Raw genomic sequence first — 26,082 nt, 5'->3', positions numbered from 1 at the left:
CCACGAAAATACCAACGGCTTGCTGCGACAATACTTTCCAAAGGGCACGGATCTCAGCCAGCACAGTGTGAATGAGTTGAGCGCGGTCGCGCATGCTTTGAACACAAGACCACGCAAAACCCTCGGCTGGAGAACTCCCGCCGAAGCTCTCGACCAGCTGCTCAAAAAGGATATAATCGAATGTGTTGCGACGACCGATTGAATCCGCCCAATACTGTTCACATCACTATCAGAAGCGTCTTTCGAAGCATGGGTTCAAAGTATCGATGAGCGGAAAAGGAAATTGCTACGATAATTCCATGGTGGAAACGTTCTTCAAATCCATCAAGGCAGAGCTGATCTGGCGGAACCACTGGGAAACCAGACGCCAAGCCGAGGGGGCGATATTCCAATATATCAATGGGTTCTATAATCCACGACGGCGGCATTCGTCGTTAGGTGGCAAAAGCCCCTTGGCCTTCGAACGAAAGGCTGCCTAAATGAGTTGAGAGGCCGGAACGTAAGCGTGACAAGACCAAAGAGCTGACGGACATGATCCGCGCCGCTCGTATCACCAACAAAACCTGGCATGAGTTCCTTGATGACTTCGTGGATGACACCGATCTCGCGGCGCGCATCAAAGCTAAATCGCCGCGGTAACAATGGAGCGGTTACCTTTGAGAATGCGGTCCTCGTGGCGAAGGCGATAATTCTCTTGCGCGAGGCTTGAATCCTCTGTTTGACACCACGCCAGTTTTTTGATGCGCCGTCATCCATTTATTCAGCGTCGACATCCATATGCCAAGATCGTCAGCCAGCTGCTTAGGGGTTAGCCCGCCTGTAAGTGCAATGCGCACCGAATCTTGCCGGGATTCGTCTGTCCGTTTCAGCCCCAAACTCTGTCTGCTTTGGTGCAGCAATTGCTTTCAAAGGCGCGGCATCAAACCATGAAACGACCCGGATTCGCTCTTTTTGGTGATTTCGTTACCGTCCTAATTCTGAAGTGCTCGTACCCGCCTCATCTTTAGGTAAATCTGAACAAAGCGGGCAGGTGAACCAGAAAACGGTTTCTTTGTCTGGTTCGCTCTCAAAGCCCATCCTGCCTCCCATCGCTTCGACCAGATGGCGCGAAATGTTTAACCCCAGCCCTGTGCCACCCCGTTCCCGTGTGGTGGAATTGTCAGCCTGCGAAAAAGGTTGGAAAATCATACTCTTAAATTCGTCTGGTATGCCCGTTCCAAAATTGTGAACCGAAATTTTTGTAAAGCCGGGCAGAATTTCAGCCCTTAGACTGACGGTCGTGCCGCTATATGCGAATTTACATGCGTTCGACAAAAGATTGGTTAAAACCTGCATAATTCGGTTTTTATCTGTCCAGATGGTTTGCTTAACTTTGGGTGCCACAACTTCTATGGCCACTTGCCATTGCGTTGCGTAGGTTTCGATTTGCGCAGATGCGAGGCTAAGGATGTGTTGAATATCTTCGGCCTTGGCATCATGGGTCATTTTGCCCGCATTGATTTTCTCAATATCCAAGATGTCATTCACAAGGCTGACAAGCCGGTCGCAGTTTGAAATACCAATCTGAAGCAAGCGGTCAGTGCCGCGTGAGTTTTTGTCTTTCATTTGTGCGCGCAGAAGGCTCAACGCCCCGTTGATTGACGTCAAAGGTGTACGGAGTTCGTGGCTGACAGTAGAGACGAAATCACGCTTCATCTGCTCAAGCTTGAAGCTTTCTGTGATATCGGTCTGGATGCCGAGCATTCTAAGGGCAGTCCCATCGCTAGCGCGCTCTGCAATAACGGCATCGGATTTGATCCAGCGCCATTCACCATTGGCAATTTTTACTCGAAAGTGGGCCTCGGCGCGGTCTGTGATGCCTTTAATGCATGCCGCTTCGGCATTTTCCAGGATGTCGCGATCGTCAGGATGAATGTGATCCAACTGTCGCCGATACGGATCTTCGCAGTCCGGCTGAACCGTGAGCTGCAGACATTTAAGCCAAGTTTCAGAGACAACTGACGTTTTGCGCTTTAGATCGACATCAAAAACGCCAATCTGTGCGCCCGTAAGCGCAAGATTCCACCGCTGCTCGGTCTCGACAACTTCTCGCGCTAGCCTTTCGTTAACTGTGATATCCCGTATCAGTAGCGTAATTCGAGTTTCACTGTCAGCGGTAAGCCACGTCTTTTTCTCAACTTCGATGGTTAACCGTTCCGCGTTTGGAAATCCCACAAGTACATTTAGCTTTGTCCAACCGTCAGGGCTTGTGAGGTCAATGTCAGGCAGAAAATCACGTAGGGCCCGGCCACTCAGCTCGGCGTCCCATTTGTGCGGAGATACAAATTTCGCAAGGGCGTCGTTTGCATGGATGATCTCGCCTGACTGGGTTACCGATACGATTGCGAGCATCGCATTTTCGAGGATTGAACGTTTCTCTATCCCCTGCGTATCAAGTTCACGCGACTTTTTCTCAACAAGGGCAGTTACTGTAAGGTTCCTTTTCGTCAGGACGCTTATGATTAGGTTAATCAATGCAGTGATCAAAAACCCCAAAGACAAGGCAATCCACTTTGCGCGAAAAGGCTGGATTGCCTCGAATTCAGGTCTGCTGCTCCATGCCAGCGACATGGGCTGCCCAAATTTGTTAATTTGGCGACGAATGACATAAATGGCCGATGTTGGCACGAGACCAAGAGTTTTTACAGGTATGCCGCGATCGACCTGCGGATCACGCTGATCAAATTCAACATATAAATCTATCAATTTGCCCTGAGATATCGTGAGATCTCTAAAGATATTATCGACGTTGAGCACAGCAAATGCAAAGCCAAGAAAGCCCATTTGCGGTTGATCTTGTTGGATTGTATTCTGTGCAGAGCGATAAACCGGTTTAAGCAAAAACGTCTGAAGATGCCCTCCGTTTGGGGAATCCCTGAAGAAAATCTCGGTAGCGAGCGTTTGTCCCGTGTCACGAGCGGCTGTCGCAGTGGCTATAAATTCAGGATTGTGGCCAAAGGCCGACTCTAGAAACGTCTTGTGGTCGGAATATGGCTCCATATATTTGATGGAAAACGACTCTTTACGCAGTTCGGGCTGTGAGGGGGTGACCGTATTTCGGTTTTCGTCAGCTGTAAGGTCAGTGCTTGAAGGGATGGTGGCGGTGGTATCCAATGACGCAAAACCGATAGCATCAATTTCAGAGCTGTTGGTGTCGATTTTCAATGCCCGCACATACTCTGACACGCTCTCTGCCGAAACTGGGTTGGCGGCTAAAATAAATCCGGACACTCCGCCAAGGGTGTGACTTAGGTTGTCGGCGCGTTGCTTGAGGCTTGCTGTGCCTTGATCTACCAAGACCTCAAAGTTTTCTATTGTCTTGCCCTGAGCAATGTTTTTAACGACGAGAAATGAAATGTATGAAAGCGTAAGACAAAAAATCAAAACCATCCATTGGAGACGGTGCACATAGAGATTTGAAACCATATTCGTCCAGCTAACCTTGCTTCGTTTGAAAATGACTTGCGCTGGCGATTTGATCAAGTGCGCCTTTTAGTCATGGTAAGTTAGTGGCCGTCTAACTGCGTCAAATCAAGAAATTAATCGAAAAAAGAGATTGCAATAGTACATTTAGCTGATCCCCCGTCGTTAAAAAGGGGGGGCGGCCATAGAAGTTGCACGTCCGTTTCCAGCTTTTGTCCGGACGGGCGGTATAGCAGAGCTCTCATGGAAAATGTTTCATTGCGTGTCTTTTGGGGCGCTTGTGACCACAGGGGAGACGCTCTCAGCCATTGCTGCGCGGGTGATTTGAAGTGATACGCGAGAGGTGCGTCGCTCGCCTGAAACCACGGTCTTTGATTGCTTTCACGACTACTATAAACCGCATTTGCGCCACTCGGTACTTGGCCGGAAAAGGCTAGCATCATTTGTGTGAAAGATGGCCTGGTCGTGTGCTTGTGTAGGCAAAAGGTCCACGCTCCGCGCCGGATTTGAAGAGCCCATGCCCCTCATGGAGCCATAAATACTTTGTATCAGGTAACCGCCCCTTCACTTTCGTGACGCGCGGCTTTCAACTTTTGAAATAGCGCGGTCAAAAGTTTTCCGGACACGCTGAGACTTGCTCGTATTGGGCCGGATCGGGTTGCTCGCCAGAACAGAGATTTTTATCGGGTCGCCGTTGTCATATTGGAGGTTTTTACTGTCCAAAATAGACTGAATTTCCACTTCGATTTTGCTTGAGCGTTCCAAATTGGGCTTGTCCGCGACCATCAGGAAAGTTCCGTTTCCGATATAGGCCATCATTGGACAAAACGCCTGCATCACTTGATAGGTGGTCAGTGCCACTTCGGTCAGAGCAAGGATAAATTTGTCGGCAGAGGCAAGTGAATGGATCTTTTCGACTTGGTCGATCTTAAAGGCCAGCACTTGTGAAGAGCCGATACCAGTCACTGATAGCTGAGAGAGATAGTTCCGCAAGGCGCTGTATTCGATCACGGCTTTTACGCCATCGATCTGAACCTCTTTATCCAACGGAAAGATTTCAGATTGGGTATTATTTTGCGGGCTCGTTTGGTCCGGCCGCGTGACACCTTCGGCGACGCGCCGGGTGGCGATCAGCATCTCGGCCAAGCTAAGCCTGGCGCCCAGCTCGACGACATTGAATGGCTTGTTGACGTAATCGGTCGCCCCGGCCGCAAATGCACGATCGACAACGGATTTCTCAGCCATAGCCGTGACCATAATGATCGGGGTCTTTGCGTAACCCTCTACGGTCCGGGCCAAAGTGCAAAGCTCGATACCGTCCATCCCGGGCATACTGACGTCGAACAGCAAACAATCAAAGGTTTTGTCGTTGCTTCGCAACATTTGCAGCGCATGTTCGCCCGAAGTCGTGGTGGTGACATCTTTGAAACCAGCTCTGGCCGCCACCATGGGAAGCAACTCAAGGATGATTGGGTCATCATCAACTGCTAAGATTTTCATTGTATTCCTATCGCTAAGAACGTTCACACAGCAACCTTAACTTGTGCATACATCGCAATTCTTCGGGGTTACAGGGGACAGGGCCGTTTTGGCATGGAAATTGTGGCATTAAATCAATAGTTGTTTGCATTTATGGCAAGGCGCCCACAATTGCCGAGATCACACAGCTGCAGACGAGTGATCCGCCGCTGTATTTCCACCAATCGTTGAGGCTACTCTCCAGCTATTTTCAGTACTGTGGCAGCCTCTTTATTCGCAATTGGAACCGTAAACCAAAAGACTGTCAGTTTGTTTGGCTCACTGGTAAAGCCGATGCGGCCGCCCATACTTTCAACAATTTTTTGCGTAATATGTAGACCAAGCCCTGTACCTTCGAATTGACGCTTTGCCGAATTGTCTGCCTGAACAAACGGCTTGAAAACTTGAGAACGGAAAGATGCCGGAATACCGCAACCTCGGTTGCAGACAAAGACAATATGGAAACCGTCGACAATGCTGGTTCGCACTTCGACGTCACTTAAAGGAAAGGAGAATTTGCATGCATTGGACAGCAGGTTGGCCAAAACCTGATGGGTGCGGGCAGGATCGATCCTTGCCATCAACGGATCGTCTGGAAGATCAAGCTTGATTGAGACGTTGCTTCTATTTGCCATTGTTTCAATCATCGTAGCAGCATCAACTATCACATCTTTCAGCGGATGTTCGGTGACATCAAAGCTGAGTTGTTGCGAGGACATTTTTTCGAAATCCAGAATGTCATTCACAATCGCCCCGAGACGGTCCGAGTTGCGCCGGGTAATGTCAAGGAGGCGCTTTGTCGGGCCCTGAGCAAATTCAGCCGACGATTCAAGCAATGACAGTGCGCCCTTGATTGAGGTCAATGGGGTCCGCAACTCATGGCTTACGGTTGCCACGAATTCGCTTTTCATGCGTTCGATATTTTTCTTATCCGTGATGTCACATAGCTGCGCGATGTAGATGTCGCTTTGTGCTACCGGATCAAACGTCCAAGAAATGCTGAGCAAGGCCCATATTTTATTGCCATCGCTGGCCGTGCATTCATGCTCGCCGTGGTACGCGCGCGACCTGTCAACGGCCTGTGGCCCGACGACACTGATAACGTGTTTCATGACAGCCTTATCAAGCACGTCTCGGATGCGAACGCCGCCGAGGATCTCATCTTCGCGGTAACCAAGGAATTGGCAAAGTGCATCGTTGACGCTTATGAAAACGCCGTCGTTGGTAAAGACTGCCATTCCGACCGGAGCTTCAGAGATCATAAGCTCAAAACGCTTTTGGCTGACCTCAAGCGCTTCGCGTGCCATACGCAGATCGGTGACATCCATCTGTGCGCCAATCATGCGCAATGCTTGGCCATCTTGTGCGCGTTCGACCACTGCGGCGTCTGAACGCATCCAGCGCCAATTTCCGCTACGGTCTGAAACCCGGTATTCGCTGATGGAACGCTCGGTCTCGCCATTGATGCAACGACGATCTGCATCTTGCAGGCGGCCAAGATCTTGCGGGCTTATGCGGCTTAGGAATTCGGCCTGCGGATCAAAGTCAGCGCTTTCATCCTCAACCTGCATCATCCGTTTCCAAGCCTCGGAAACGATTGATCGACCAGTTTTGAGGTCAATGTCGAACACACCAATATCCGAGCCGTTCAGCGCAAGTTGCCAGCGTTGCTCGGCTTCGGCGATACGAAGCGCAGCATTGGCCTCTTCGGTTACATCTTGAATGATGAGAGCATGCCGCAGATCGCCCTTGGCATTTTTCCAACTGCTTCGCCGAATGTTTAAAAGGCGTCCATTGGCCCCCAAATGGGTCCATCCACCCATACCGGGTCGCACTGACGGATCTGGTTTCGCTACGGGAGACACGTATTTGCTTATCGGCATACGCTTGACTTCAGACCGTTGGCTGTGCCCCATCAGCTCAAGGGCCGCCGCATTTGCCTGAACAATCTCATCCTTTTCGTTCAGGATGAGTATAGGAATATAAGCACTTTCAACGATAGACTTGTTTTCGTCGCCCCGTGCTTTCAATTCCTTTGTTCGACGCGCGACAAGCAAATTAACTGTGTTAACGCGCCGGACCAGAATTTCCATCAGCAAGCATAGCAACCCGCTCGTGAATAGGCCCGCAATCAGCGTAATCAAAGGGGCATAACTTTTGACTGTAGCGTCAAACAGGATGGTGCTTGTAAAGTGCAACGCCCAGTTGCGGCCAAAGATCGGTTCCGTCAGGGTTACTTCGAACTTGGGTTGGTAGGTCGTTTCGTCCGGTTTATGGTTATAGATCAAGACTTCATCAGCGTCGGCCGAGACATCATACACAGAAAGGCCAAAGTATTCCGTTGGTTGGGCTGTCAGGTTTGCAAGCGTCACGGCGCCAATGAAAGGCGCAACCACCCATCCCTGAAAGGCGCGGGGTTGCGCGGGTGAACCATTTGCATTGGCTTTTGCATAACTATAAACCGCACGCGCAAAGACAAATCCCGGACTGGACGGGTTTTGAACCAGACTGAGCGGAGAAGACAAAACTTTCGCACCTGAAATTCTTGCATCATCGAGAACTTGATGCCGCGCCTTATCGAACATTAGGTCCAGGCCCAAAGCGTTTACATTCGTGGCAAGCGGCTCCATAAACTCGACTACCAAATGTTCGTTCGCTTTGACCTTAGGGTGAACGGAAAAACCGTCCATTCCGTCCATTCGACGTTTTGCAACAAATTCTGAAAGTTGTGAATCCGGCACTGCGCGGATCACGCCGAGTGCGCTGACACCTGGTAGGTTTTTGTCAATATCGATAAGCTCGACGAAATTACGCCAATCAGCTGCACTAAGTTCCGGAGCACTGGCAACATAAGCGCTTGCGCTGTCCAAACTGTGGACATAAGCGTTCAGCCTGTTGTTGAAGTTGAACTGTGCATCATTGACCAGCGCGGTAAACTGGGCTTGCGCGCGTTCGTCTACGTTCCACGCAGCCATGACCGATGCGAGTGCAGTCAAAGCCAGACAAGCAACGGCAAAGAGGATTCGAGCGAGGATTTGCACTTTGCAATACATCCTTCTATACCGCTGCAAACTTCGGTTGGGTCGATGTATGCGCAATCAACCGTAAGGGTATTATATGCACAGATCAGTTGGCGATGAAAGTCAGCTAGCCAAGTTTATTGTCGCATCCTGCACAAGTATTTTAACTGCACATGGTTGTAGTGCCTTTTTGCACAACCTGCTGAGATGCAAAGCCTATTCTATTTGACCTCGGTAAGACTTCTGGCCAAGTGCGCCGCAATCGCATATGCGGCGTGCGGTTATGCCGCGGTGCTTACACCTTTATTCCCCGGCGCTTGTTTTTCCGCGTTGTTGGCTGGGCCAGGACACAAGGCCAATTCCAAGAAGAATGTCGTTCCCGCCCCTTGGTTCTTATAAAAACTGATTTGACCGCCATGTGCCTGCATGATCTTTTCAGATATGCTCATGCCGATCCCGGTGCTACCAACTTTCTTCGTGCCAACCGTATTGACCTTGCTATAGCGGTCAAACACATCCGCTCTTTCATTTTCGGTCAATCCTACGCCCTTATCGATAACGAGAACGCGCGTCTTGCCGTTACCGCTTTTGATCTGGACCTGCACTTCGCTGCCTGTTGGGGAAAACTTTGCCGCGTTTGACAAGACGTTCGTCATAACCTGTTCAAGCCGCGCCCAATCGCCAAGAACGCACAAATCCTTAGCATCCCTATCGAAATGCAATGTAATGCCAAGACGTTCCGCATAGGGGCGATTGGCGGCGACGGAGGACTCAACCAGATGCGACAAGTTAATATTCTTCATATCAAAAGACATTTTCCCAGCGGCAATCTTTTGAAGGTCGAGTGTGTCGTCAACCAGCCGGACCAAGCGATTACAATTGCGCTGCGCGATCTCCAATGCTTTTTTCACGCCATCGGGGATAGGGCCAAGCCGTTCTGTCGACATAAGGTCAATCGATCCTTTGATCGATGTAAGGGGCGTTCTCAACTCATGGCTGATGGTAGAGAGGAACTCGGCCTTTGCTTCGACGGCTTCGTTGGCGATCCGTGTTTTACTCTCAAGCGCAACCATTTGCTTTTGGTTGACGCGATAGATCGAAAGATAGTTGCGCGAACATTCAACAACGAAATGCAAGACAAAAACGCTGGTGAATAGATTGGCCCACAGCTCTGCCTGTAGCGGTGCCCCCGTGACCACAATATCCCAAAGCGGTATAAACAGAAATGCAACACCATAGGCGACCAGCCGTGATATCAGAATGACCTTGACCTGGTGGTTATGCATCGCCGCGAATAAGCCCGCCGCCAGCAAGAAGAACATCGAAATAAAGTGCGGGCCCGGACCCTGCACAAATGCGATGGCGATAGAGAAATACAGTATGATTCCGCAGCTCAGCATTGCGCCAAACAGCAGCTTGGCCAAAAACCACCGCGCAGTTTGTTGGCTTTTGTCCGGCCAAGCGGCGATTTGGCGAAAGATCACGGTGTCATAGATTTCAGAGCATGCGATAATGACTGTGCACACAATCGCGATCGTAATGCTGTAGTAATAGCCTGCCAGCAACACGCCTGAAGCAAAGGCCATCCGCCTTTGTCCCGCCATTTTCTGGCCAACCCAAGCATAGTCTTTCAGGTTTTGGGCCAGATCCTGATCATTCGTGGCCTCGGCAGTTTCATTCTCAACGACTTCACTCATTAGACACCTCACGCTTTGGCCTGCAACTGTGGCGCGACACAAACTTCATCGCTTGCCTCAAAGAAGCGCTGCTAGGGACGTACAGGTTTGAAGTGGTAAATCCATGGCAAGAATATGAAAAATCATAACCTATGCGAAAAGCAGCCTGTGAGAGAACAATCTGCAATGCGTCAACTGCTGCGCAGGGCAACTTCGATCTCATCACTGAGATCCTCCAAAAGCCTGCGAACTTTGTTTACATCAGGAACGGCGGTTGCGGACAATGCCTGGCTTACGCAAATTTCAAGGTTCGCAGCCTTAGTACCAATTTCGTCAAACCCAACTGTCTTGGCTGTTCCATGCAGCCTATGCGCGATGGTCCGAATTTCTGCACATGTCTCTTGATCGGTGTCTGGTTTGCCCAATGCCTTTGACAAACGAGATATTCCATCCGAATGGGTATCCAAGCTTTGCAAAAAACGTTGTCGAATTCGCATAAGCCCGGCTTGAAATGTGTCTAGTTCCGTCATCTGTCTTTTATGCCCCTTTTAGTCCCGACATCACTTTGCCCCAAGCATGGCGTTTTTGGTCTTGGAAAGCCCGATCGCAAAGCTGTCGTTCATTGCAATTCACGAGATGTTGCACTCACATGCGATGATACTAGTATTTCCGATTTAATTTACGCAGGCGTCCGGCAAAGCTATTTTGAAACAGCTCTCGGAAAAAATCTACTTCAGGCCTTACGCTTGTCATAATAGAATTTTTCGAGCTGGTCACTTAGTGTAATCGGGTCAAATGGTTTGACAATAACGCCGACCGCGCCGCAATCAATCAGTGCCTTTACCTCGGTTGCCTGTGCACGCGCCGTCATAAAAACAACGGGCACATCTTTCAAATGTGGCATTTGACGCAGCTTTTCAAGCAGTTGCACACCTGTCATGTTGGGCATCATCATGTCCAGCAAGAAAATGTCCGGCACAAACGTTTCCAGTGTCTTAAGGGCGCCGAACCCGTCAACACATTGTGTCACCTCAAATTTTCCGTACAAATCAAGCGCCATCTCGGCAATCTCGCGAATATCTTGATCATCTTCGACGTGTAGAAGACTTATCACACCGAGTTCCTTTAGGTATTTAACAAAGAGCGACGGCCTATATGACTGCTATGACCGAAATTTTATTGCGACGATAGTTGCACTATCTAACCCGAGCACGCAACTGGTCCCCGAGCAGGTGTTCAGCAACTCTTGCCAACTGTTGTGCGTGATAATCCTGTTAAGCTACGTGCCGCCGAAAAACGCCGGGGCGTCTTACTAGGGCTGCGGATTTATGCGGTAAATCGCCGGCATTCATGGTGTCGTGGCCTGATCTGTCATGCTCTGCAGCTGCGGCTACTGCGCTTGCTTGTGCGTCTGACAATGCGTTCAACACCTCCGCGCCTTTTTTCCAAACGAGCCGGATAGGCCGACCGGCACTTACACGCGGATGCAAACGTTCTTTGCCACTGCGGTACACTTCTCTATTTGAAAAGGCGATGTTTAAGGTATCCGTCAATTCGCGCATATCGGGCAAATAGCCACTTTCTACGATGCAGGCGAACGTGCCATTCCCAGCATAGGTGATCAAGTTTTGTCGCCCGACCAGGCACTCTGAAATAACTCTAGCAGCGTCTTCGATCATTCCATGAAAACTTTTGCTGCTTAGAGCATTGTGGTAGTTCCCAATCTGGCGAATTGTAAACGCGAATACTGTAGAGCCGAACAATTTCGAGCGCGAAAGCTGAGTGACGTAGTTTTCCATTGCAGCGTAATCGATCACATTGTCTACGCCCCAAATGGCAAAGGCCTCGTGGAGCAAAGCCTTGTTAGCCAAGCGGCCATCCGTATCGCCGAGATGCGGGGCATTTCTGTTCCTGAATGGATTGGCCGTGCGGGCTGAGACCAGCGCCTCTGCCATGCCAATGCGTGCATTTAGGTCCCGTATTTCAAATGGTTTGGTCGCGTAGTCTGTGGCACCTGCTGCAAAAGCCTTATCGATGTTCATTTTTTGCGACATCGCGGTCAGCATGATGATCGGCGCATCTTTGTATTTTAGTTGCTTACGGATGCGGCGTGCCAGCTCTATCCCGTCCATTTCAGGCATCTGAATGTCAAGCATGAAGCAATCAAAAACGTCAGCGCCTGCCTGCACCATAAGTTGCAACGCTTCTGCACCTGACGCAGCCATCGTCACGTTATGATTTTTAATCGAACCGAAATACGCCTCGAGGAGGTACAGAATAATAGGATCGTCATCAACGACTAGAATTTTCATTTGCTTGCCCCACGATAGATATTTCGCCCAGTGCGGATGCTTAAACCTGAGGTTGAAAGTTGGCGTTAATTTGTCCTATAGGTGGCAAACGTGCCATATTCGAAATAAACGCGTCAAGATAAGCTGCTTGAAACCAACACCCGACCCGGACGAAAGCGCGTCAGGTCTAACCACCTGCGCCCGTCTTGATCAATTCTGACTTGTTTTCATTTGGGGCAGGGGGGCTAAAAATCTAACACTACACTGAATTCATTGTATTTTATCGGGGGGGCGGCGCAAGATGTTCCCCCATGGTTGTGGTGTTGGACTGTGGCCTGCGATTCGGGAGAGATCTGTCGGTCCCGCGGCCACAATCCGGCTGTGCGCTGTTCATCTGGTGGTTCGCATTCCTGAATGGCGTTGCATTGCAGGGAAACACGACTCGCGCCGAGGCAAAGAGTATGTTTGATTTGTCCGAGGGCCGCGCGCGTTTGCCGAAGCCGGAACTGATGACAGTCAAACCCAAGCACATTCGTTATGACAAAGGGATAACCGGCGGTCGAGGGCAGATCAGTCTGCAACCTGTGTTTTTAGCAGCAAAGGGGGCCCTATGGGGATGCAACAGTACGATAAGTGACGATAGGCCATTCATTTTGTCGTAATGCGGTCATTGCCAGCCAGACGACGTTGTCGCCGATCTTTGCTCTGCACCAAGGGCCGTCAGACGCTGTCAGGCATTGATCAACTTGAACCCTTATGCCTAGCGCAATAACACCAAGTGACGGCGCATCTCGGCGTGGTTGCGCGCGGGCATTGATATTGGCCAGAGTTTCGATTGTGGCAAAACTTTCGCCTTCGCTGATTTCGGGTATCTTTAAATCAGCTTCAACCGCGCATCGCTGGCTAAAGCCAACAAAATAACACTTATGCTTCCGCAAGGCCGCAGCAATTTTGGCGCTGTTGCCATCACCTTGCCCGCGCTCAATAACCAAACTCTTCCCGCTACCGTTAAGCTCGCCAGTGACGCGAAACTGATTTCCACCCATTGCGGCAATCTCGGCAGTTTGGCTGGATAGGATGATCCTTCCATCTCTGATCGACCAACGGTCAACAGTGCTGAGTGGCGCTTCGCATCCATCCACCCCTACGGGGAGGACGCCATCTTTCTTGGTGCCCAAAAGGGCCATCAAACATGCCGCGCTTCTGGTATGCATATCCGCATCGAACACATACCATTCACCAGAAAAAGCGTTGATAAATTCTTGCTCGGATTGGGCGGCAACTGGAGCCGCAAAGCAAAGTGCGCCAACAAGTGATAAACCAGCGCCGAGCAAAGATTTCATAGAAAGCAGCCCCATATTTATTTGGAAGTATGGCCAAGTTCTGTCGTGGCCAAGCCAATGATAGCATCCTGATTCATTAATGTTAGCTTTACAGTTAGGATGAGATCTGGCTGTGCCGATATGCTGCTTTGCGAAACGACTTCGTTACTTCCGCGTATAACAGTCATCTCGCGGCCTTGGCTGGTTGATAAGCGACCTGCCGTATCAGACTTTTCGATGCTTAGGGTTGCGTTGATGGTTCCCGAACCTAGCCCGATCACGCGACCAGAAATCTCCAACATACCATCCTTTGGGACGATACTAATTTCGGGCAAAGCGATGGGCGTGGATTGGGCATAAGCTGGCATGGAAAAAACAGCACTGAACAGGATCAATAGGATGGCGCGTACCATCTGAATCCCTCCTCAGTTTGTGGTAGTGGCGAAAGCGCCAGAGGCACTCATTTGCGTAATCGACACTGTACCGCCGTTTGTTATCACCGTCGGGGCTGCAACAAAGCCGTTTCCGATCTGAGTAACACTCACATTGGCATTTGCACCAGTTACCGTAAGCCCCGTTTGATTGTTGTTACCCTTCTGGATCAGCTCACCTACCGAGTCATTTCCAGTGACGCTAACACTACCAATATTATTGTCGCCGATCTGCAATAGCTTAGCCATAGAGTTATTGGCAGATACTGAAAGCGTCCCCTCGTTCCCTAATCCGGTTTGCGTTAATATTCCGGTTGCCAAAAGTCCGCTCAGGTCAATGTTCGCCGTATTTCCCGTTGCCCCTGATCCGGTATTTGTCTGGTTCAGCGCGACCCTGCCATTCCCGTTTTTAACCGAAACATTCGCCGAGTTGCCATTGCCGATCTGCGTTGCGGGCGTTGACGCGCCAAGCTCACCGCTGACAAGCGATCCGTTTGCTTGCGATTGATCCACAAACAGCGAGTTTCCTAAGGTACCACTCAGCCCATTGTCCTGAAGGATGAAAATACGGTTCTCATCTGCATACGCGCCAGTTGAAACGACGCATGTAGACAAAATGGCAGCTGCCAATTTTGAAAAGCCATTCATATCAATAATTTTCCCCAATTACCGTAAGTATTTGTATCACATACTTTGGTAAACGGAAAGTCTATTGCCTTGACCTGATTGAATGAAGGTTGTGCGGTTGGCAATGCCCGTCTGCTGGACAATTGCGGTATTCGCAGTGCCACTGATTTTCGCTGATAAAACATTACCTTGGCCAGATTGCGCAACAGAAAACAGGTTTCCGACACCCGAGATGTCAATCGTTGCAGTCTGCTGTATCCCTGACTGAGAAAGACTGCTTATGGCACTTGCATCAAATAAGGATTGTTCCGTTGAAAGCGTTTCACCGGCAGACTCGCTATTCGTGCCCGACACCGTAATATGTGCAACATGACCGCCAGAGGGGCTTTGAATTATATACAATTCATTGCCAAGCAAGCCGCTAATTTCGAGTGTATTTGCCTCGGAGGTCGGGTCTGCGGCTGCAGTTAGACTCATGGTTGCAAAAACGAGCGCAAAAAATGCCTGAAACAGGCGTGAAAGCAGCATGGAAGCCTCTTAATTCTGGGTCCTCAGAATAGAGTTTCCGCAACAAAGATGTCCCAATTGAGGAGCGATTGAGGTTAAAGTCTGTCGCCTGTTTATCCATTGCAACGTTACAACAAAAGCGGCCGAAGCCGCTTTTGTAAGCAATATCAGTTTTCTAGCCGACCGTTTCACCAGCTTGTGCGCCGATCGGAGGAAGCTCTGTTCGCGCTTCGGGGGGCTTTGGGGGAACGCGACGTTCAGTCACGCTTGTAGACCGTACACTTGCGCGGCTAATTGGACGCGTTTTTATCGTTTGGGCTGCATTTAGTGTTTCAGGCCGCAAAATAACCGTCGCAGTGGTCGGCACATCCCCTTGATATTTCTGCGCCCGATAATTTGACACATAGGCCGAACCTGCCGCTTTGTCCTGGAACGACCATATGCCCAGTTCCGCACCTTCCGCGATCAGCGCCATCACAGCTTTCTCAATCGCTTGCTCGACAGCAATTTGCTTTGGTTCGTTAGACGCGACGCCCGCTTCAGCCTCGAGAATTTCATCCAACGCAACGTAACGGAAGATTGACCCGCGATCTGCAACCGACGCAATCGGTTTGCGCACAACGACGCTGGCAAGCACTTCGCCAGAGTTGGTTGAAACGGCACGCAATGAAACCGTGACCAAATCAAGCTTCCATTTGCGGTCGCCACCGATACCAAGATAGCGGGCGCCAAAACCACCGGTCATGGTATTGCTATCGTAGCCGATAATCCCACCCTGCAAAATAATGCCCGAGTGGTCGAGCGGTGCCAAAGCGCTAGGGCTTATGTTCTGCTCGTTCCGGTAAATTCGGCGCATTTCCGTAACAATCTGCCTCTCGCGGATCAAAGATTCGAGGTTGGAACGGTCGAGAACGGAAAACCAGCGCCGCTCCCCCGCATCTTGCAAAGCCTTGATCAGCATCGGGGCGCCGCCTTGTGTGACAGCGCGCGAAAGCGACTGCACGTTTTCAGGCTCTTTATACTGTCCGGTAAGGTCGGGGAAATCATAGACGGACACGGTAAGGCGCTGTACGGGTGCTGGAACTTCGCGAAGCGCCCGGTTTTGCGGCGTCACCTGACTGAACTGTGCGGTATACTGGCCAATATTTAAGTCTGACATGACCGTGCAACCAGTCACCCCAAACACCAGGCCAACAACACTAACCGCTCTAAAGACGGGACTTTGTCTCATGTGCTCATTCCTCAATATTCTTTTTTTATTTTTTGTAGAATTCCGCTGAAAAACCTTTCAGGGCTATGGTGTTACGAGCTGTGGCACAATGATCTCGGTGACAGTGCCGTCCAGCGAGTTAGTGATCAAAAGCCTTATGCTGTCGAGTGTTCGCGTAAATTGAACCGTCGTGGTCCCAAAGGTTACAAGGCCGGAATCTTGCGGGTTGTCACCAAAGATCGCATCCGTTACCTGGCCCGCCAATGCCGATAACAGGCGCCCTTCAAGCTGTCGTACGAACAAGTCAGCATTGGATGCGCTTTCGGTCGTGCTGCCGGCGCTACTGCTTGATCCAACGCCAGTAACCGCATCACGTGCTGTTGCATCTCGTTGCGCGCTCGCAATAGCCAGCAGGTGGCTTGAGTTCAGGGCGTTGCCGCCAAATGACGGATTGGTCGGAGTGTACACAAGATCTTGCGCAACTGTCGGCACTGCAGCAAAAGCAAAGCAAATGACGAGTGCGCCAGCGCTTTGGGTTTTGTTGTTTCTATCCACGTATGCACCTCAATGTCTGTTAATTAGAAGCGCTTAACGCGCAACGGTCGACTGCGACATAATGCTTCGAAAACGTTAAACATTCCTAAGAGAATAACACCGTAAAGCAATCAATCAAATGCGCTCAATTAAGGCATGAGGCGTTGTTGCGCGGGCGCAACGTTCAATCGATTCGATAATTCATAAATCGCCTCAGGGGTGACGAATATGACCGTGCGCAACCCTAGATTGCTGAAATGTGTGGACAATAGGTTACATTTTTATGGATCGTCGCTGAAGTTAGACGAATGCGGCGAAATTAGGGCAAAAAAGTGAATTATGTTTGCTTGTGCGTAAAACCCTTGCTACCACTATATGTGGCACCAGTTGTTCAAATTCGGGGATTCTAATTTCTTGGGGTGAGTCTCTTGGCGAAATTCAACGCCCGCGGTTTTAGAGCATTCTGATTAAGTGCCCGCGCCATAGTTTGTGTCGTGCAGCTATCGTTTTGACCGCGTTAGCTGCTGGATGCGACGCAAATTGAGAACAGTTTCGATGCGACCGACATGTCGGCGCATATCAGCAATTGTAGTAAAGGAGATTGACGTGAAAATTACAAAGATCACACTCGTAGCTTCCACAGCATTGACGCTGTCTATGGGGTCTGCTTTGGCGGATGGCAACGATGCGTATATCGCTCAATTCGGGGCGGGCAACAATGCTTTGATCCAGCAGCCTGGTAATAACAACGACGCGGGTAAATCATCCGCGAAGCTGACCCAGATAACAACTCCTTGGGGCGATGGTAACGATCTGGATATCATGCAAAGCGGGAACGGCAACGAAATTGGCATGAGCGGTTTCGTGCAGACCAGTGGATACCAGAAATCCAACAAAGCGGATATCACGCAATCTTCAAACAATAACTCTGTTGGTCGAGTACTGCAGACCACCGGCCCTGGTGGCGGAATTCAGTCTGGCAACGACCTGACGATCTTGCAAGAAGGTGGCAACAACAACGCTGTCAATGAAGTTTACCAAACCCGCAACTTCGCCACACGCGGCAACATTGCAGATGTGACGATGACCGGCGCTGGCGGCCGCAACACAATTGACGTGATCAGTCAGTACACCCAAGGCAATGTGAACGAGAACCGGATTACTGCAACAATTTCGGGCCGCAACAACGGCAACGGTTTCCTGAACGGGAATGCGTGGACTAGCGGTGCTGGGTCAAACGATTTGATCCAAGGCAAGCTTAGCTTGTCGGCTCAAGGTGAAAACTCGATTAACCTGCTGATTTCCGGCGATCGCAACCAGTTTGGCGTCACCCAATATGGTACAAAGAACGACGTAGGTACCCTGTCGATATCGGGTAACAGCAACCAGCTGGGTATTGTGCAAGATGGCATCAGCAACCTCGTCACGGTCGCTGACATCTCCGGCAATCATAACAATATCGGTATCAAGCAGCTTGGCAATGACAACTATACTTTGGCGCTGGTCAACCAAAACGCCAACGATGTCTATCTGGAGCAGATCGGTAATCTGAACGAGACCTTGTATGAAGCCGATGGCAACCACAACGACGCAACGATCACAATGCTAGGCGATAAGAACTTTGTTGATGCCGAGCAGCGTTATGGCAATTCCAACTACATGGATGTCGAGATTAACGGCAGCAAAAACAATAACCTGTCTCCGGCCATGAACTTTACCGGCGATGCGCTAACGGCGCGCAATGTCGGGGATGGTGCTACTGGCCAAGTATTTGGGCAAGGCAGTCTGTGGCAGCATGGCACGGACAACAGCCTGATCTTGACTGTATCCAGTGACAGCAACATGTTTGCAACGTTGCAGCGTGGCGACCACAACGCAATTGTGGGTAAAGTCAGCGGCGGCAGCTATAACATGGCGGTCGTTTACCAAGCCGGGAACAACAATGCGGCCAACTTTACCCAAGTCGGGTCGAACAACAATGTAGGTATCCTGCAGTAACAAGCAAGCTAAAGGTATTTCATGGGGCGCACCCCATGGGTATCCGGCGGCCAGCAAGGAACAGGCAGAACTGCCCGAACCTTTGGAACTAAAGATTACCTCGGTTCGGGCGATGAAAGTCGCCCGAACTATTTGTATAGTGGTCTAGGTATTTGTCGTGTTTGATCGACTTATCTTGGCATTGGCGTTCGTATTCGGCATGGCAACGCCGCCTGCCCAAGCCCAGACGGACCTGCATGACGGAATTTCTCCGCAGTCTGGTGCAGGGGCTGCACAATCTTGAAAAAGGGCCGACGACATTTTGATTGCGTGTGGCGTATATCGGCCCAACCCAGCGGTCGTCAAAAGCTGTGTTATTGCTTTGGCTGTTCCGGGGCGCGTTTTGTCGCCTCATCAAAGTTGGCGATGATGCGCCAAAGCGCAATCCTACCTCGCCCAACGACGATATGGCCCCCGCCACATGACCAGCAAAGCATTTACCAACCGGGGGTACTCGACGTGGACCAAGTGAAATTCCAAGCGTTTTGTACCAAAAGCCCCACGGCTACGGCCGCTGGCTATCTATAGGTCCAGACCGCTGCTCGCTATTGCGCTTGCCGACGTCTGTTCCGTTAGAAATGAGTGGATGTCGTAAAACCATGGTTTGGCGGCGTGACTTGGGCTTGCTAGGGCGTGAAGGGCGGGGCAAGATGCGCCGAATGCTAGGAAAAAAGGATACCCCGATGATGCGAACGCGCGCCGCAGTTGCAGTTGCCCCCGGAAAACCGCTCGAAATTATGGAGGTCAATCTAGAGGGCCCAAAAGCGGGCGAAGTTTTGATTGAAATCAAAGCGACGGGCCTTTGCCATACCGATGAATTCACCCGCTCGGGCGATGATCCCGAAGGTATTTTTCCGGCGATCCTGGGCCATGAAGGGGCAGGCGTCGTAATAGAGGTGGGCGAAGGCGTCACCACGCTTGAAGTCGGCGATCACGTGATCCCGCTGTATACGCCCGAGTGCCGCGAATGCGAATATTGCCTTTCCGGCAAGACCAACCTCTGCCAGAAAATCCGCCTGACCCAAGGCCGCGGGCTGTTGCCGGATGGAACCACACGGTTTTCAATGCTGGATGGCACGCCGATCCACCACTATATGGGTTGTTCCACCTTTGCCAATCATACGGTCATTCCTGAAATCGCACTGGCCAAGGTGCGCAAGGATGCCCCGTTTGACAAAATCTGCTATATCGGTTGCGGCGTGACCACGGGTATTGGCGCGGTAATCAACACCGCCAAGGTCGAGATCGGCGCGCGCTGTATTGTGTTTGGTCTGGGCGGTATCGGATTGAACGTTATTCAGGGCCTGCGTATGGCGGGCGCGGACCAGGTTGTTGGTGTCGATCTGAACGATAGCAAGCAAGAGATTGCCCGCTATTTTGGCATGACCGATTTTGTGAACCCCAGCAAGGTTGAAGGCGATCTGGTAGCGCATTTGGTCGAATTGACCAAAGGTGGCGCGGATTACACATTTGATGCCACTGGCAATACAAAAGTGATGCGCACCGCGCTTGAGGCCGCGCATAAGGGTTGGGGCGAAAGCATCATCATCGGTGTGGCGCAAGCGGGTGCCGAAATTTCTACCCGGCCATTCCAGCTTGTCACTGGCCGCGTTTGGCGTGGCACAGCATTTGGCGGGGCCAAAGGGCGCACGGATGTGCCGAAATTTGTCGATTGGTACATGAATGGCAAAATCGAGATCGACCCTATGATCACGCATAAGCTGACTTTGGACCAGATCAATGAAGGGTTCGAGCTGATGCACAAAGGCGAATCCATTCGGGCTGTCGTAGAGTTCTAAGACCGAAATCGCCTGATCACGCCGAAACAATGGGCTGAAAGCGCAAGCTAGCAGCCCATTGTATTATTGGGCTGGAAAACTGTCATTTTCTCGCCACACCATTTTGACATGTAATTTGTTGCAAAGTTTGAAAAATACTCGAATCTGATTTGGCTGAGGGCTTAGACGCCGATTGCGCCGTGTTAAAAAGAGTTCGTCCGAGGGTGAGTGGATGATGAGTGGAACGCAAATCAATGAAGGTCCGCAAGAAAGCGGGCTGCCCAACGGCATCTTGTCACGTGCGGCGCGAGGCTCGGCTTGGACGGCAATGTCATTCGTAGCGGCGCAAGGCTTTCGGCTGATTTCCAACCTGATCCTGACCCGCCTGCTTTTCCCCGAGGCGTTTGGCATCATGGCCTTGGTCACGATGCTGTTGGTTGGCCTGACTTTGTTTTCCGATATGGGCGTCGGCCCGGCGATTATGCAAAGCAAACGTGGCGATGACCCTGATTTTCTGAATACCGCTTGGACAGTTCAGATATTGCGCGGAGCAGGCTTGTGGCTGGCAGCTTGTGCTTTGGCCTATCCGGCAGCGCTTTTTTATAATCAGCCGATGATTGCGCAATTGCTGCCCGTGGCCAGCCTGTCTTTGCTGCTTGCCGGGTTCGAGCCGACGCGCGTGGACACGGCGTATCGGCATTTGCTGTTGGGGCGATTGACGGCGTTGGACCTGATCGCCACTTTGTCGGGCATTGCTTTGATGCTGGTCTTTGCCGCGATCACGAGATCGGTTTGGGCCTTGGCCTTTGGCGGCGTGGCAACGGGCGTCATGCGCCTTGCGTTGCTGTGGTTGTTCATGCCGGGGCAGGGCAACCGCCTGCGCTGGGAAAGAGCCGCCGGGCATGAGCTGTTGCATTTCGGCTTTTGGATTTTCCTAAGCTCGGTATGCGGGTTTCTGGTGTCGCAAGGTGATAGGGCTGTTTTTGGGAAATACCTTTCAATCGAAGGGCTTGGGGTCTATAATATCGGTGCGTTTCTTGCGATGTTTCCGATCATGCTTGGTTCAAGCGTCACGGCAAGGGTGCTTATTCCGATTTACCGCGAGCATCCGGAAAATGACCCCGCCGCCGCCAAAAGGTTAGAGCGGATACGGTTTTTCGTGACCGGTGGGCTGATTGGCGTTTTGGGGTTTTTGGCGCTGACCGGGCCGCTGATTGTGAACCTTTTGTATGACGCACGGTATCATTCGGCGGGCGGCGTGATGGTGGCGATTTGCGCAGTGCAGATGATAGTGGTGGTGTTTTTGACCTATGATCAGGCAGCTTTGGCGCAGGGCGACAGCCGCGGATTTTTTGTGGTCAGCGCAGCCAAAGCGATGCTGCAAACTTTGGGGTTTTTGGTCGGGGCGCATTTTATGGGCCTTGCAGGGGCGATGCTGGGGCAGGCAATCGGCATGTTGATATATGTTCCGATTATCGCGCGGCTGGCGTGGCGGCATCGGGTTTGGGATGCGCGCCATGATCTGGTCTACCTTGCAATTGCCTGTTCCTTTGGTCTGTTCGCGATTTGGTTTAACTGGGAGCATGTGTATCTGCTGTTCCCGGGTACGGGTGGCGGGTTTCATGGTGGGCAATTGCCATGACAGACACCTCGACCGAGACCTCCGGATTCGCCCTGACGCCTGTTCAGGCAGGTATGCTTTATGAAGTGATGGCACTGCCTGCGCTCTCGGTGAACCGCGAGCAAGTGGTTGTGCAGATGATGGATGAGGCGATGGACGTGCCGCGCATGCAGCGGGCATGGGATGGGGCTATAGCCCGCCATGACGCCTTGCGCCTTTCGTTTTCGCAAGACGATTCAGGGCAGATGCGGCAATTTGTAATGCCTGCGTTCCCGGCGCCTTTGGTGGTCGAGGATCTGACACATGTCGCAGACCCAGCGGCCGCGCTGACCGAACGGCTTGCCCAAGACCGGGCGGCGCGGCTTGATCTTGCCAATGCCGCAAGTTGGCGGTTGATCTGGTTGCGTTTCGGGCCGCGCCATTCGGTGCTGATCTGGAGCTTTTCGCACGTGGCGCTGGATGGCCGCGGTTTTCAGGCCGTTCTGCAAGAGGTATTCGCCGAATATGACGGCGCGGCAAGTGTCGCCCCCGCGCGTTCACAGTTTCAAACCTATTGCGAGGCTGTGGCGCAGCTGGATAGCCAAGCCGCAAAAGCGTATTTCTCAAACTATCTCGCCGGGTTTGACGCCCCTACGCCAATTGGTTTCGCCGCGCCACAACCGGCAGCGGTAGCATCGGCCCATGCAGAACTGCAAGCCGGTTTGACGCCCGAGCAAACGCAGGCTCTGGTTCAGCGCGCAGCCCAAGCAGGTGGCAGCTTTGCTACAATGGTGCAGGCCGCCTGGGGCATTGTTCTGGCGCGCATATCGGGGCAGAGCGAGGCTGTTTTCGGCATTACGCGGTCGGGGCGTTACCTTGCCGGCGCCGCGACTGACACGGTCGGCTGCTTGATCACAACCCAGCCTTTGCGCGTGACGATCGGGCCGCAAACCAGCCTTGATGCGGTGCAGGGCCACATTCGTCAGGACCTATTGGCGCGCCGCCCGCATGAGGGGCTTGGCCTGCCGGATATTGCTGCCGTTACCGGCCTTGCAAAAGGTGCTGCGCTGTTTGACAGCCTGGTTATGGTTGAACGCCAAAGCCTGCATGCGGGATTGACGGCCAGTGATGGGGCTTGGCGTAAGCGCCAAGTTGCATTGTATGAACAAGGTGCGTTGCCGCTGACCCTTGCGGTCTATGGCGGCACGGCACTTGAGCTGCGGCTGGAATATCTGCCAGACAGAATCTCGGCGTCCGATGCTGCGCGCTATCTTGAATACACCGTCAACCTGCTGGTGGCGATGGCCCAGGCGGCCCCCGATGCGATGCTGGCCGATCTGGAAATGCTGCCCAAGGTGGAACGTGATGCACTTATGGCCTTGGCGCAGCCGCTGCAGCCTTTGCCGCAAGCAAGGCCCGATTGTTTTGCCTCGGCGTTTCAGGCCATTGCAGCCAAGTATCCCAGCAATATTGCGGTAAAGCAGGTCGGCAAATCCACTAGCCTTACCTATGCGGCCCTGGATCAGCGCGCCAATCAGATCGCCCGCCAATTAAAGCATTGGGGCATCGGGCCGGGAATGATCGTGGGGTTGTGCTTGCCGCGCAGCCCTGCCTTTGTGACGCTTTTGCTTGCCGCGTCCAAGGTAGGGGCAGCCGTGTTGCCAATGGACCCAAGCTATCCAAGCGAGGCCTTGCACCATATGGCCGAGGATAGCGCCGCTGCGATGATCTTTGCCGAAACAACTTTGCCTTGGATGGCTGATCTGCCCGTCAAGCTGATGAGCGACCGCCTGGCAGCCGATGCCCCCAAAACAACGCCGACGATGGTGGGCCATGTGCCTGATAGGGCGGCTTATGTGATTTATACGTCGGGCACCACAGGGCGGCCCAAAGGCGTGGCTGTGTCGCAACGCGGGTTGGTTTCCCATGCGCTTGCAGCAATTGCGGCCTATGACCTTGGGCCGCAAGACCGTGTCTTGCAAATGGGCGCGCTCAGCTTTGATGTGGCGCTAGAAGAAATCGTACCAACGCTATTGGCGGGTGCGGCCTTGGTTCTGCGCGATGATGAAATGATGACTTCGCCGCAAGCTTTTGTCGAAGGCGCAACAGCGCAAGGCATCACCGTGCTAAACCTGCCCACAGGGTTTTGGCAGGTGTTGCTGACTGCGCTAAAGGGCGGATCGGCATTGCCGCCCGATCTGCGGTTGATGGTGGTTGGTGGCGAAAGGATGCCGCCCGATGCCTTGACCCGCTGGTTTGATTTGCCCAATCCTCCGCGCCTGCTAAACGCCTATGGCCCTACCGAAGCAACCATAACCAGCGCAATATTTGAGCCGCTTTCACCGGTGGAAACAGCCGAAGTACCTGTAGGCCGCAGCTTTGGCCATGCGCTGGCGTATTTGCGCTGCGCCGATGGCAGTCTTGCCCCCAAAGGTGCGCGGGCCGAGCTGTGGCTGGGCGGCGATGCGGTGGCGCTGGGCTATCTGGGCCTGCCTGATCTGACAGAGGCGCGGTTTGTGCCTGATCCGTTCACACGAGGTGCAGTGTCGCCGCGGCTGTATCGCAGTGGCGATATGGCCTATTGGACGGCATCCGACCAATTGGTCATCGCGGGCCGCAATGACCGGCAGATAAAACTGCGCGGCTTTCGGATTGAACCAGCCGAGGTAGAGGCTGTGCTTGAACGCGTGCCGGGTGTAGCGCAGGCGCATGTCGGGGTGCTTTCGCAAGGCAGGCGCTTGATGGGCTGGCTGCGGGCCTCAAACCCGCAAGCTGTGCCAGATATTCCCGCGATTGCTGCCTATATCGCCACGCAACTGCCACGATCGCATTGCCCCGAGCTGATGTTCGTGCCGGATTGGCCGCAAACGCCCGGTGGCAAGATCGACACGCGTCGCTTGCCTGTGCCGGTAGGGTCGGCCCAGCCACTGGCCGAGGCCGAAAGTGTCGATCCTTTGGCCATGCGGCTGGCCGATATCTTTGCCACAGTCTTGGGGGGCGAGGTGCCGCCACCAAGCGCGTCCTTTTTTGATCTGGGCGGGCATTCGTTGCAGTTGCTAACCCTGATCGGTCATATCGAAGCGGCGTTTTCGACGCGGCTTTCGGTTGCGCAGGTCCATGCAAACCCTTCGCCTCAGGCGCTTGCCGCATTGTTGTCGGGGCCTGTGACCATTGGTGCAGGGGCCCATCTGTTTGATTGTCTGATGCCTATTCAACCCTTGGGAACAGGTGTGCCGATTTATGGCGTGCATGTGCTGGGCGTGAATGGCAGCTTTTTCCGGCCCTTGGCACGGGCGATGGGCTTGGATCAGCCGATCTTTGGCCTGACGGTGGGCTTACTAAGCGCAGACACCCCTACAAACGTGCCTGATACTGCAGCGCTGTATTTTCAGGCAATTCAGGCGCATCGCCCGACAGGGCCAATCGGATTGGTCGCCGTGTCTATGGGCAGCTACATGGCGTTTGAGCTGGCCCAACAACTGCGTGCGGCGGGGCGCGACGTGCGCCTTTTGGCGCTGTTGGATGCCGATGGGCCCGGCGGGCGGGAAACCATCAGCGGGTTTGAATGGGTGCGGACGCATTTGGCGCTGCTTCGTCAAGCTGGCCTAGGCCACGCCAAATTGGTTCTGCGGAACAAACTGGCCAGCGCGATGCACAAATTTGAAACCATGCGCTTGCAGCTAGGCGAACGGTTTTCGCGCACTACTCCGGTTTTAACCTCGGTAAATGGATTTGTCGCGGCCAATGCCATGGCTATCCAAGATTATGCGCCACGCCCCTACGACGGCCATTTGACCATTATTCGCGCGAGTGACAGCGTGTTTGACAGCAAAGCCGCATTAGAGGATGGCTTGGGCTGGAAAGGGGTTGCCAGTGGCGGCTGTGACGTCATCGATATTCCCGGCAACCATCTGACAATCATGGAAGAACCGGGGGTCCGCGATCTGGCAATCGCCTTGGCCGCAGCTTTGGCGAAAGATGAAAATGTTGACACGGGCCCTGACGCGACCCCATATACAATATGATCAAAATATTATAAAAGCAGCCTTGGCCCCTCTTTTGGGTCTTG

The 26,082-nt window shown here is 52.4% G+C and carries 18 protein-coding genes and 1 pseudogene; 6 read left to right on the top strand and 13 right to left on the bottom strand.

Features of this window, described 5'->3' with window-relative positions; genetic code table 11:
• A partial coding sequence (locus AKU79_RS19285) for an IS30 family transposase (protein WP_197087285.1) occupies window positions 1-202 on the top strand: 202 nt, incomplete at its 5' end.
• A pseudogene (locus tag AKU79_RS10680) lies at window positions 201-479 on the top strand (IS3 family transposase); the annotation flags it as partial. The gene AKU79_RS19285 and the pseudogene AKU79_RS10680, both read left to right, overlap by 2 nt.
• Window positions 480-963: 484 nt before the next feature.
• On the opposite strand, the gene AKU79_RS10675 reads toward AKU79_RS10680, so the two are convergent.
• The 13 genes from AKU79_RS10675 to AKU79_RS10615 all read right to left on the bottom strand — a co-directional run bounded on the left by AKU79_RS10675 (window position 964) and on the right by AKU79_RS10615 (window position 16,619).
• Window positions 964-3,522, bottom strand: coding sequence for an ATP-binding protein (locus AKU79_RS10675; RefSeq protein WP_231580150.1), 2,559 nt, complete (start codon window positions 3,520-3,522; stop codon window positions 964-966).
• Between the two features lie 504 nt (window positions 3,523-4,026).
• Window positions 4,027-4,962, bottom strand: coding sequence for a response regulator (locus AKU79_RS10670; RefSeq protein ID WP_050523586.1), 936 nt, complete (start codon window positions 4,960-4,962; stop codon window positions 4,027-4,029).
• 212 nt (window positions 4,963-5,174) lie between these two features.
• Window positions 5,175-8,021, bottom strand: a complete 2,847-nt coding sequence (locus AKU79_RS10665; protein ID WP_231580149.1) for a CHASE domain-containing protein — start codon at window positions 8,019-8,021, stop codon at window positions 5,175-5,177.
• Between the two features lie 260 nt (window positions 8,022-8,281).
• On the bottom strand, window positions 8,282-9,586 hold the full coding sequence (locus tag AKU79_RS10660) for a sensor histidine kinase (RefSeq protein WP_197087284.1): 1,305 nt from the start codon (window positions 9,584-9,586) through the stop codon (window positions 8,282-8,284).
• A gap of 281 nt (window positions 9,587-9,867) precedes the next feature.
• Window positions 9,868-10,206 (bottom strand): Hpt domain-containing protein, encoded by a 339-nt coding sequence (locus tag AKU79_RS10655; protein ID WP_050523583.1) that lies wholly within the window; start codon window positions 10,204-10,206, stop codon window positions 9,868-9,870.
• A gap of 203 nt (window positions 10,207-10,409) precedes the next feature.
• Window positions 10,410-10,790 (bottom strand): response regulator, encoded by a 381-nt coding sequence (locus AKU79_RS10650; RefSeq protein ID WP_050523582.1) that lies wholly within the window; start codon window positions 10,788-10,790, stop codon window positions 10,410-10,412.
• Window positions 10,791-10,950: 160 nt separating this feature from the next.
• On the bottom strand, window positions 10,951-11,988 hold the full coding sequence (locus AKU79_RS10645; RefSeq protein ID WP_050523581.1) for a response regulator: 1,038 nt from the start codon (window positions 11,986-11,988) through the stop codon (window positions 10,951-10,953).
• A 587-nt stretch (window positions 11,989-12,575) separates the two neighbouring features.
• Complete coding sequence (locus tag AKU79_RS10640; protein WP_156209657.1) at window positions 12,576-13,310, bottom strand: hypothetical protein; 735 nt, start codon at window positions 13,308-13,310, stop codon at window positions 12,576-12,578.
• Between the two features lie 17 nt (window positions 13,311-13,327).
• A complete protein-coding gene (gene csgH / locus AKU79_RS10635) occupies window positions 13,328-13,702 on the bottom strand; it encodes a curli-like amyloid fiber formation chaperone CsgH (protein WP_050523579.1) in 375 nt (124 codons plus the stop codon).
• 12 nt (window positions 13,703-13,714) lie between these two features.
• The gene (locus AKU79_RS19280) at window positions 13,715-14,386 is read right to left on the bottom strand and encodes a hypothetical protein (RefSeq protein WP_231580148.1); all 672 of its coding nucleotides are present in this window, start codon (window positions 14,384-14,386) and stop codon (window positions 13,715-13,717) included.
• An 18-nt stretch (window positions 14,387-14,404) separates the two neighbouring features.
• Window positions 14,405-14,875, bottom strand: coding sequence for a hypothetical protein (locus AKU79_RS10625; protein ID WP_050523577.1), 471 nt, complete (start codon window positions 14,873-14,875; stop codon window positions 14,405-14,407).
• A 154-nt stretch (window positions 14,876-15,029) separates the two neighbouring features.
• Window positions 15,030-16,013: a CsgG/HfaB family protein gene (locus AKU79_RS10620; protein ID WP_197087282.1), complete on the bottom strand. Its 984-nt coding sequence runs from the start codon at window positions 16,011-16,013 to the stop codon at window positions 15,030-15,032.
• Between the two features lie 135 nt (window positions 16,014-16,148).
• Entirely contained in the window at window positions 16,149-16,619 is a 471-nt protein-coding gene (locus tag AKU79_RS10615; protein WP_231580147.1) for a curli assembly protein CsgF, read from the bottom strand.
• A gap of 585 nt (window positions 16,620-17,204) precedes the next feature.
• Between AKU79_RS10615 and AKU79_RS10610 the strand changes: the two genes are divergently transcribed.
• The 4 genes from AKU79_RS10610 to AKU79_RS10595 all read left to right on the top strand — a co-directional run bounded on the left by AKU79_RS10610 (window position 17,205) and on the right by AKU79_RS10595 (window position 26,038).
• On the top strand, window positions 17,205-18,596 hold the full coding sequence (locus tag AKU79_RS10610) for a hypothetical protein (protein WP_156209653.1): 1,392 nt from the start codon (window positions 17,205-17,207) through the stop codon (window positions 18,594-18,596).
• A 725-nt stretch (window positions 18,597-19,321) separates the two neighbouring features.
• The gene (locus tag AKU79_RS10605; RefSeq protein WP_050523596.1) at window positions 19,322-20,434 is read left to right on the top strand and encodes an S-(hydroxymethyl)glutathione dehydrogenase/class III alcohol dehydrogenase; all 1,113 of its coding nucleotides are present in this window, start codon (window positions 19,322-19,324) and stop codon (window positions 20,432-20,434) included.
• 211 nt (window positions 20,435-20,645) lie between these two features.
• Window positions 20,646-22,055: an oligosaccharide flippase family protein gene (locus AKU79_RS10600; RefSeq protein WP_231580146.1), complete on the top strand. Its 1,410-nt coding sequence runs from the start codon at window positions 20,646-20,648 to the stop codon at window positions 22,053-22,055.
• Window positions 22,052-26,038: a non-ribosomal peptide synthetase gene (locus tag AKU79_RS10595; RefSeq protein ID WP_050523573.1), complete on the top strand. Its 3,987-nt coding sequence runs from the start codon at window positions 22,052-22,054 to the stop codon at window positions 26,036-26,038. The genes AKU79_RS10600 and AKU79_RS10595 overlap by 4 nt, the downstream gene beginning before the upstream one ends.
• Window positions 26,039-26,082 lie beyond the last annotated feature (44 nt).

Origin of the sequence: Pseudorhodobacter wandonensis (assembly GCF_001202035.1) — a bacterium.
GTDB lineage: Bacteria > Pseudomonadota > Alphaproteobacteria > Rhodobacterales > Rhodobacteraceae > Pseudorhodobacter > Pseudorhodobacter wandonensis.
Note: the sequence above shows the minus strand (reverse complement) of the source record. Positions and strands in the feature narration are given on the sequence as shown.

Coding starts and splice junctions, on each gene's coding strand:
- AKU79_RS10660 (WP_197087284.1), bottom strand. CDS start 9,586: ATGGCCTTTGCTTCAGGCGTGTTGCTGGCAGGCTATTACTACAGCATT.
- csgH (WP_050523579.1), bottom strand. CDS start 13,702: ATGGTACGCGCCATCCTATTGATCCTGTTCAGTGCTGTTTTTTCCATG.
- AKU79_RS10620 (WP_197087282.1), bottom strand. CDS start 16,013: ATGTCAGACTTAAATATTGGCCAGTATACCGCACAGTTCAGTCAGGTG.
- AKU79_RS10625 (WP_050523577.1), bottom strand. CDS start 14,875: ATGCTGCTTTCACGCCTGTTTCAGGCATTTTTTGCGCTCGTTTTTGCA.
- AKU79_RS10605 (WP_050523596.1), top strand. CDS start 19,322: ATGCGAACGCGCGCCGCAGTTGCAGTTGCCCCCGGAAAACCGCTCGAA.
- AKU79_RS10600 (WP_231580146.1), top strand. CDS start 20,646: ATGATGAGTGGAACGCAAATCAATGAAGGTCCGCAAGAAAGCGGGCTG.
- AKU79_RS10640 (WP_156209657.1), bottom strand. CDS start 13,310: ATGAAATCTTTGCTCGGCGCTGGTTTATCACTTGTTGGCGCACTTTGC.
- AKU79_RS10655 (WP_050523583.1), bottom strand. CDS start 10,206: ATGACGGAACTAGACACATTTCAAGCCGGGCTTATGCGAATTCGACAA.
- AKU79_RS10645 (WP_050523581.1), bottom strand. CDS start 11,988: ATGAAAATTCTAGTCGTTGATGACGATCCTATTATTCTGTACCTCCTC.
- AKU79_RS10670 (WP_050523586.1), bottom strand. CDS start 4,962: ATGAAAATCTTAGCAGTTGATGATGACCCAATCATCCTTGAGTTGCTT.
- AKU79_RS10595 (WP_050523573.1), top strand. CDS start 22,052: ATGACAGACACCTCGACCGAGACCTCCGGATTCGCCCTGACGCCTGTT.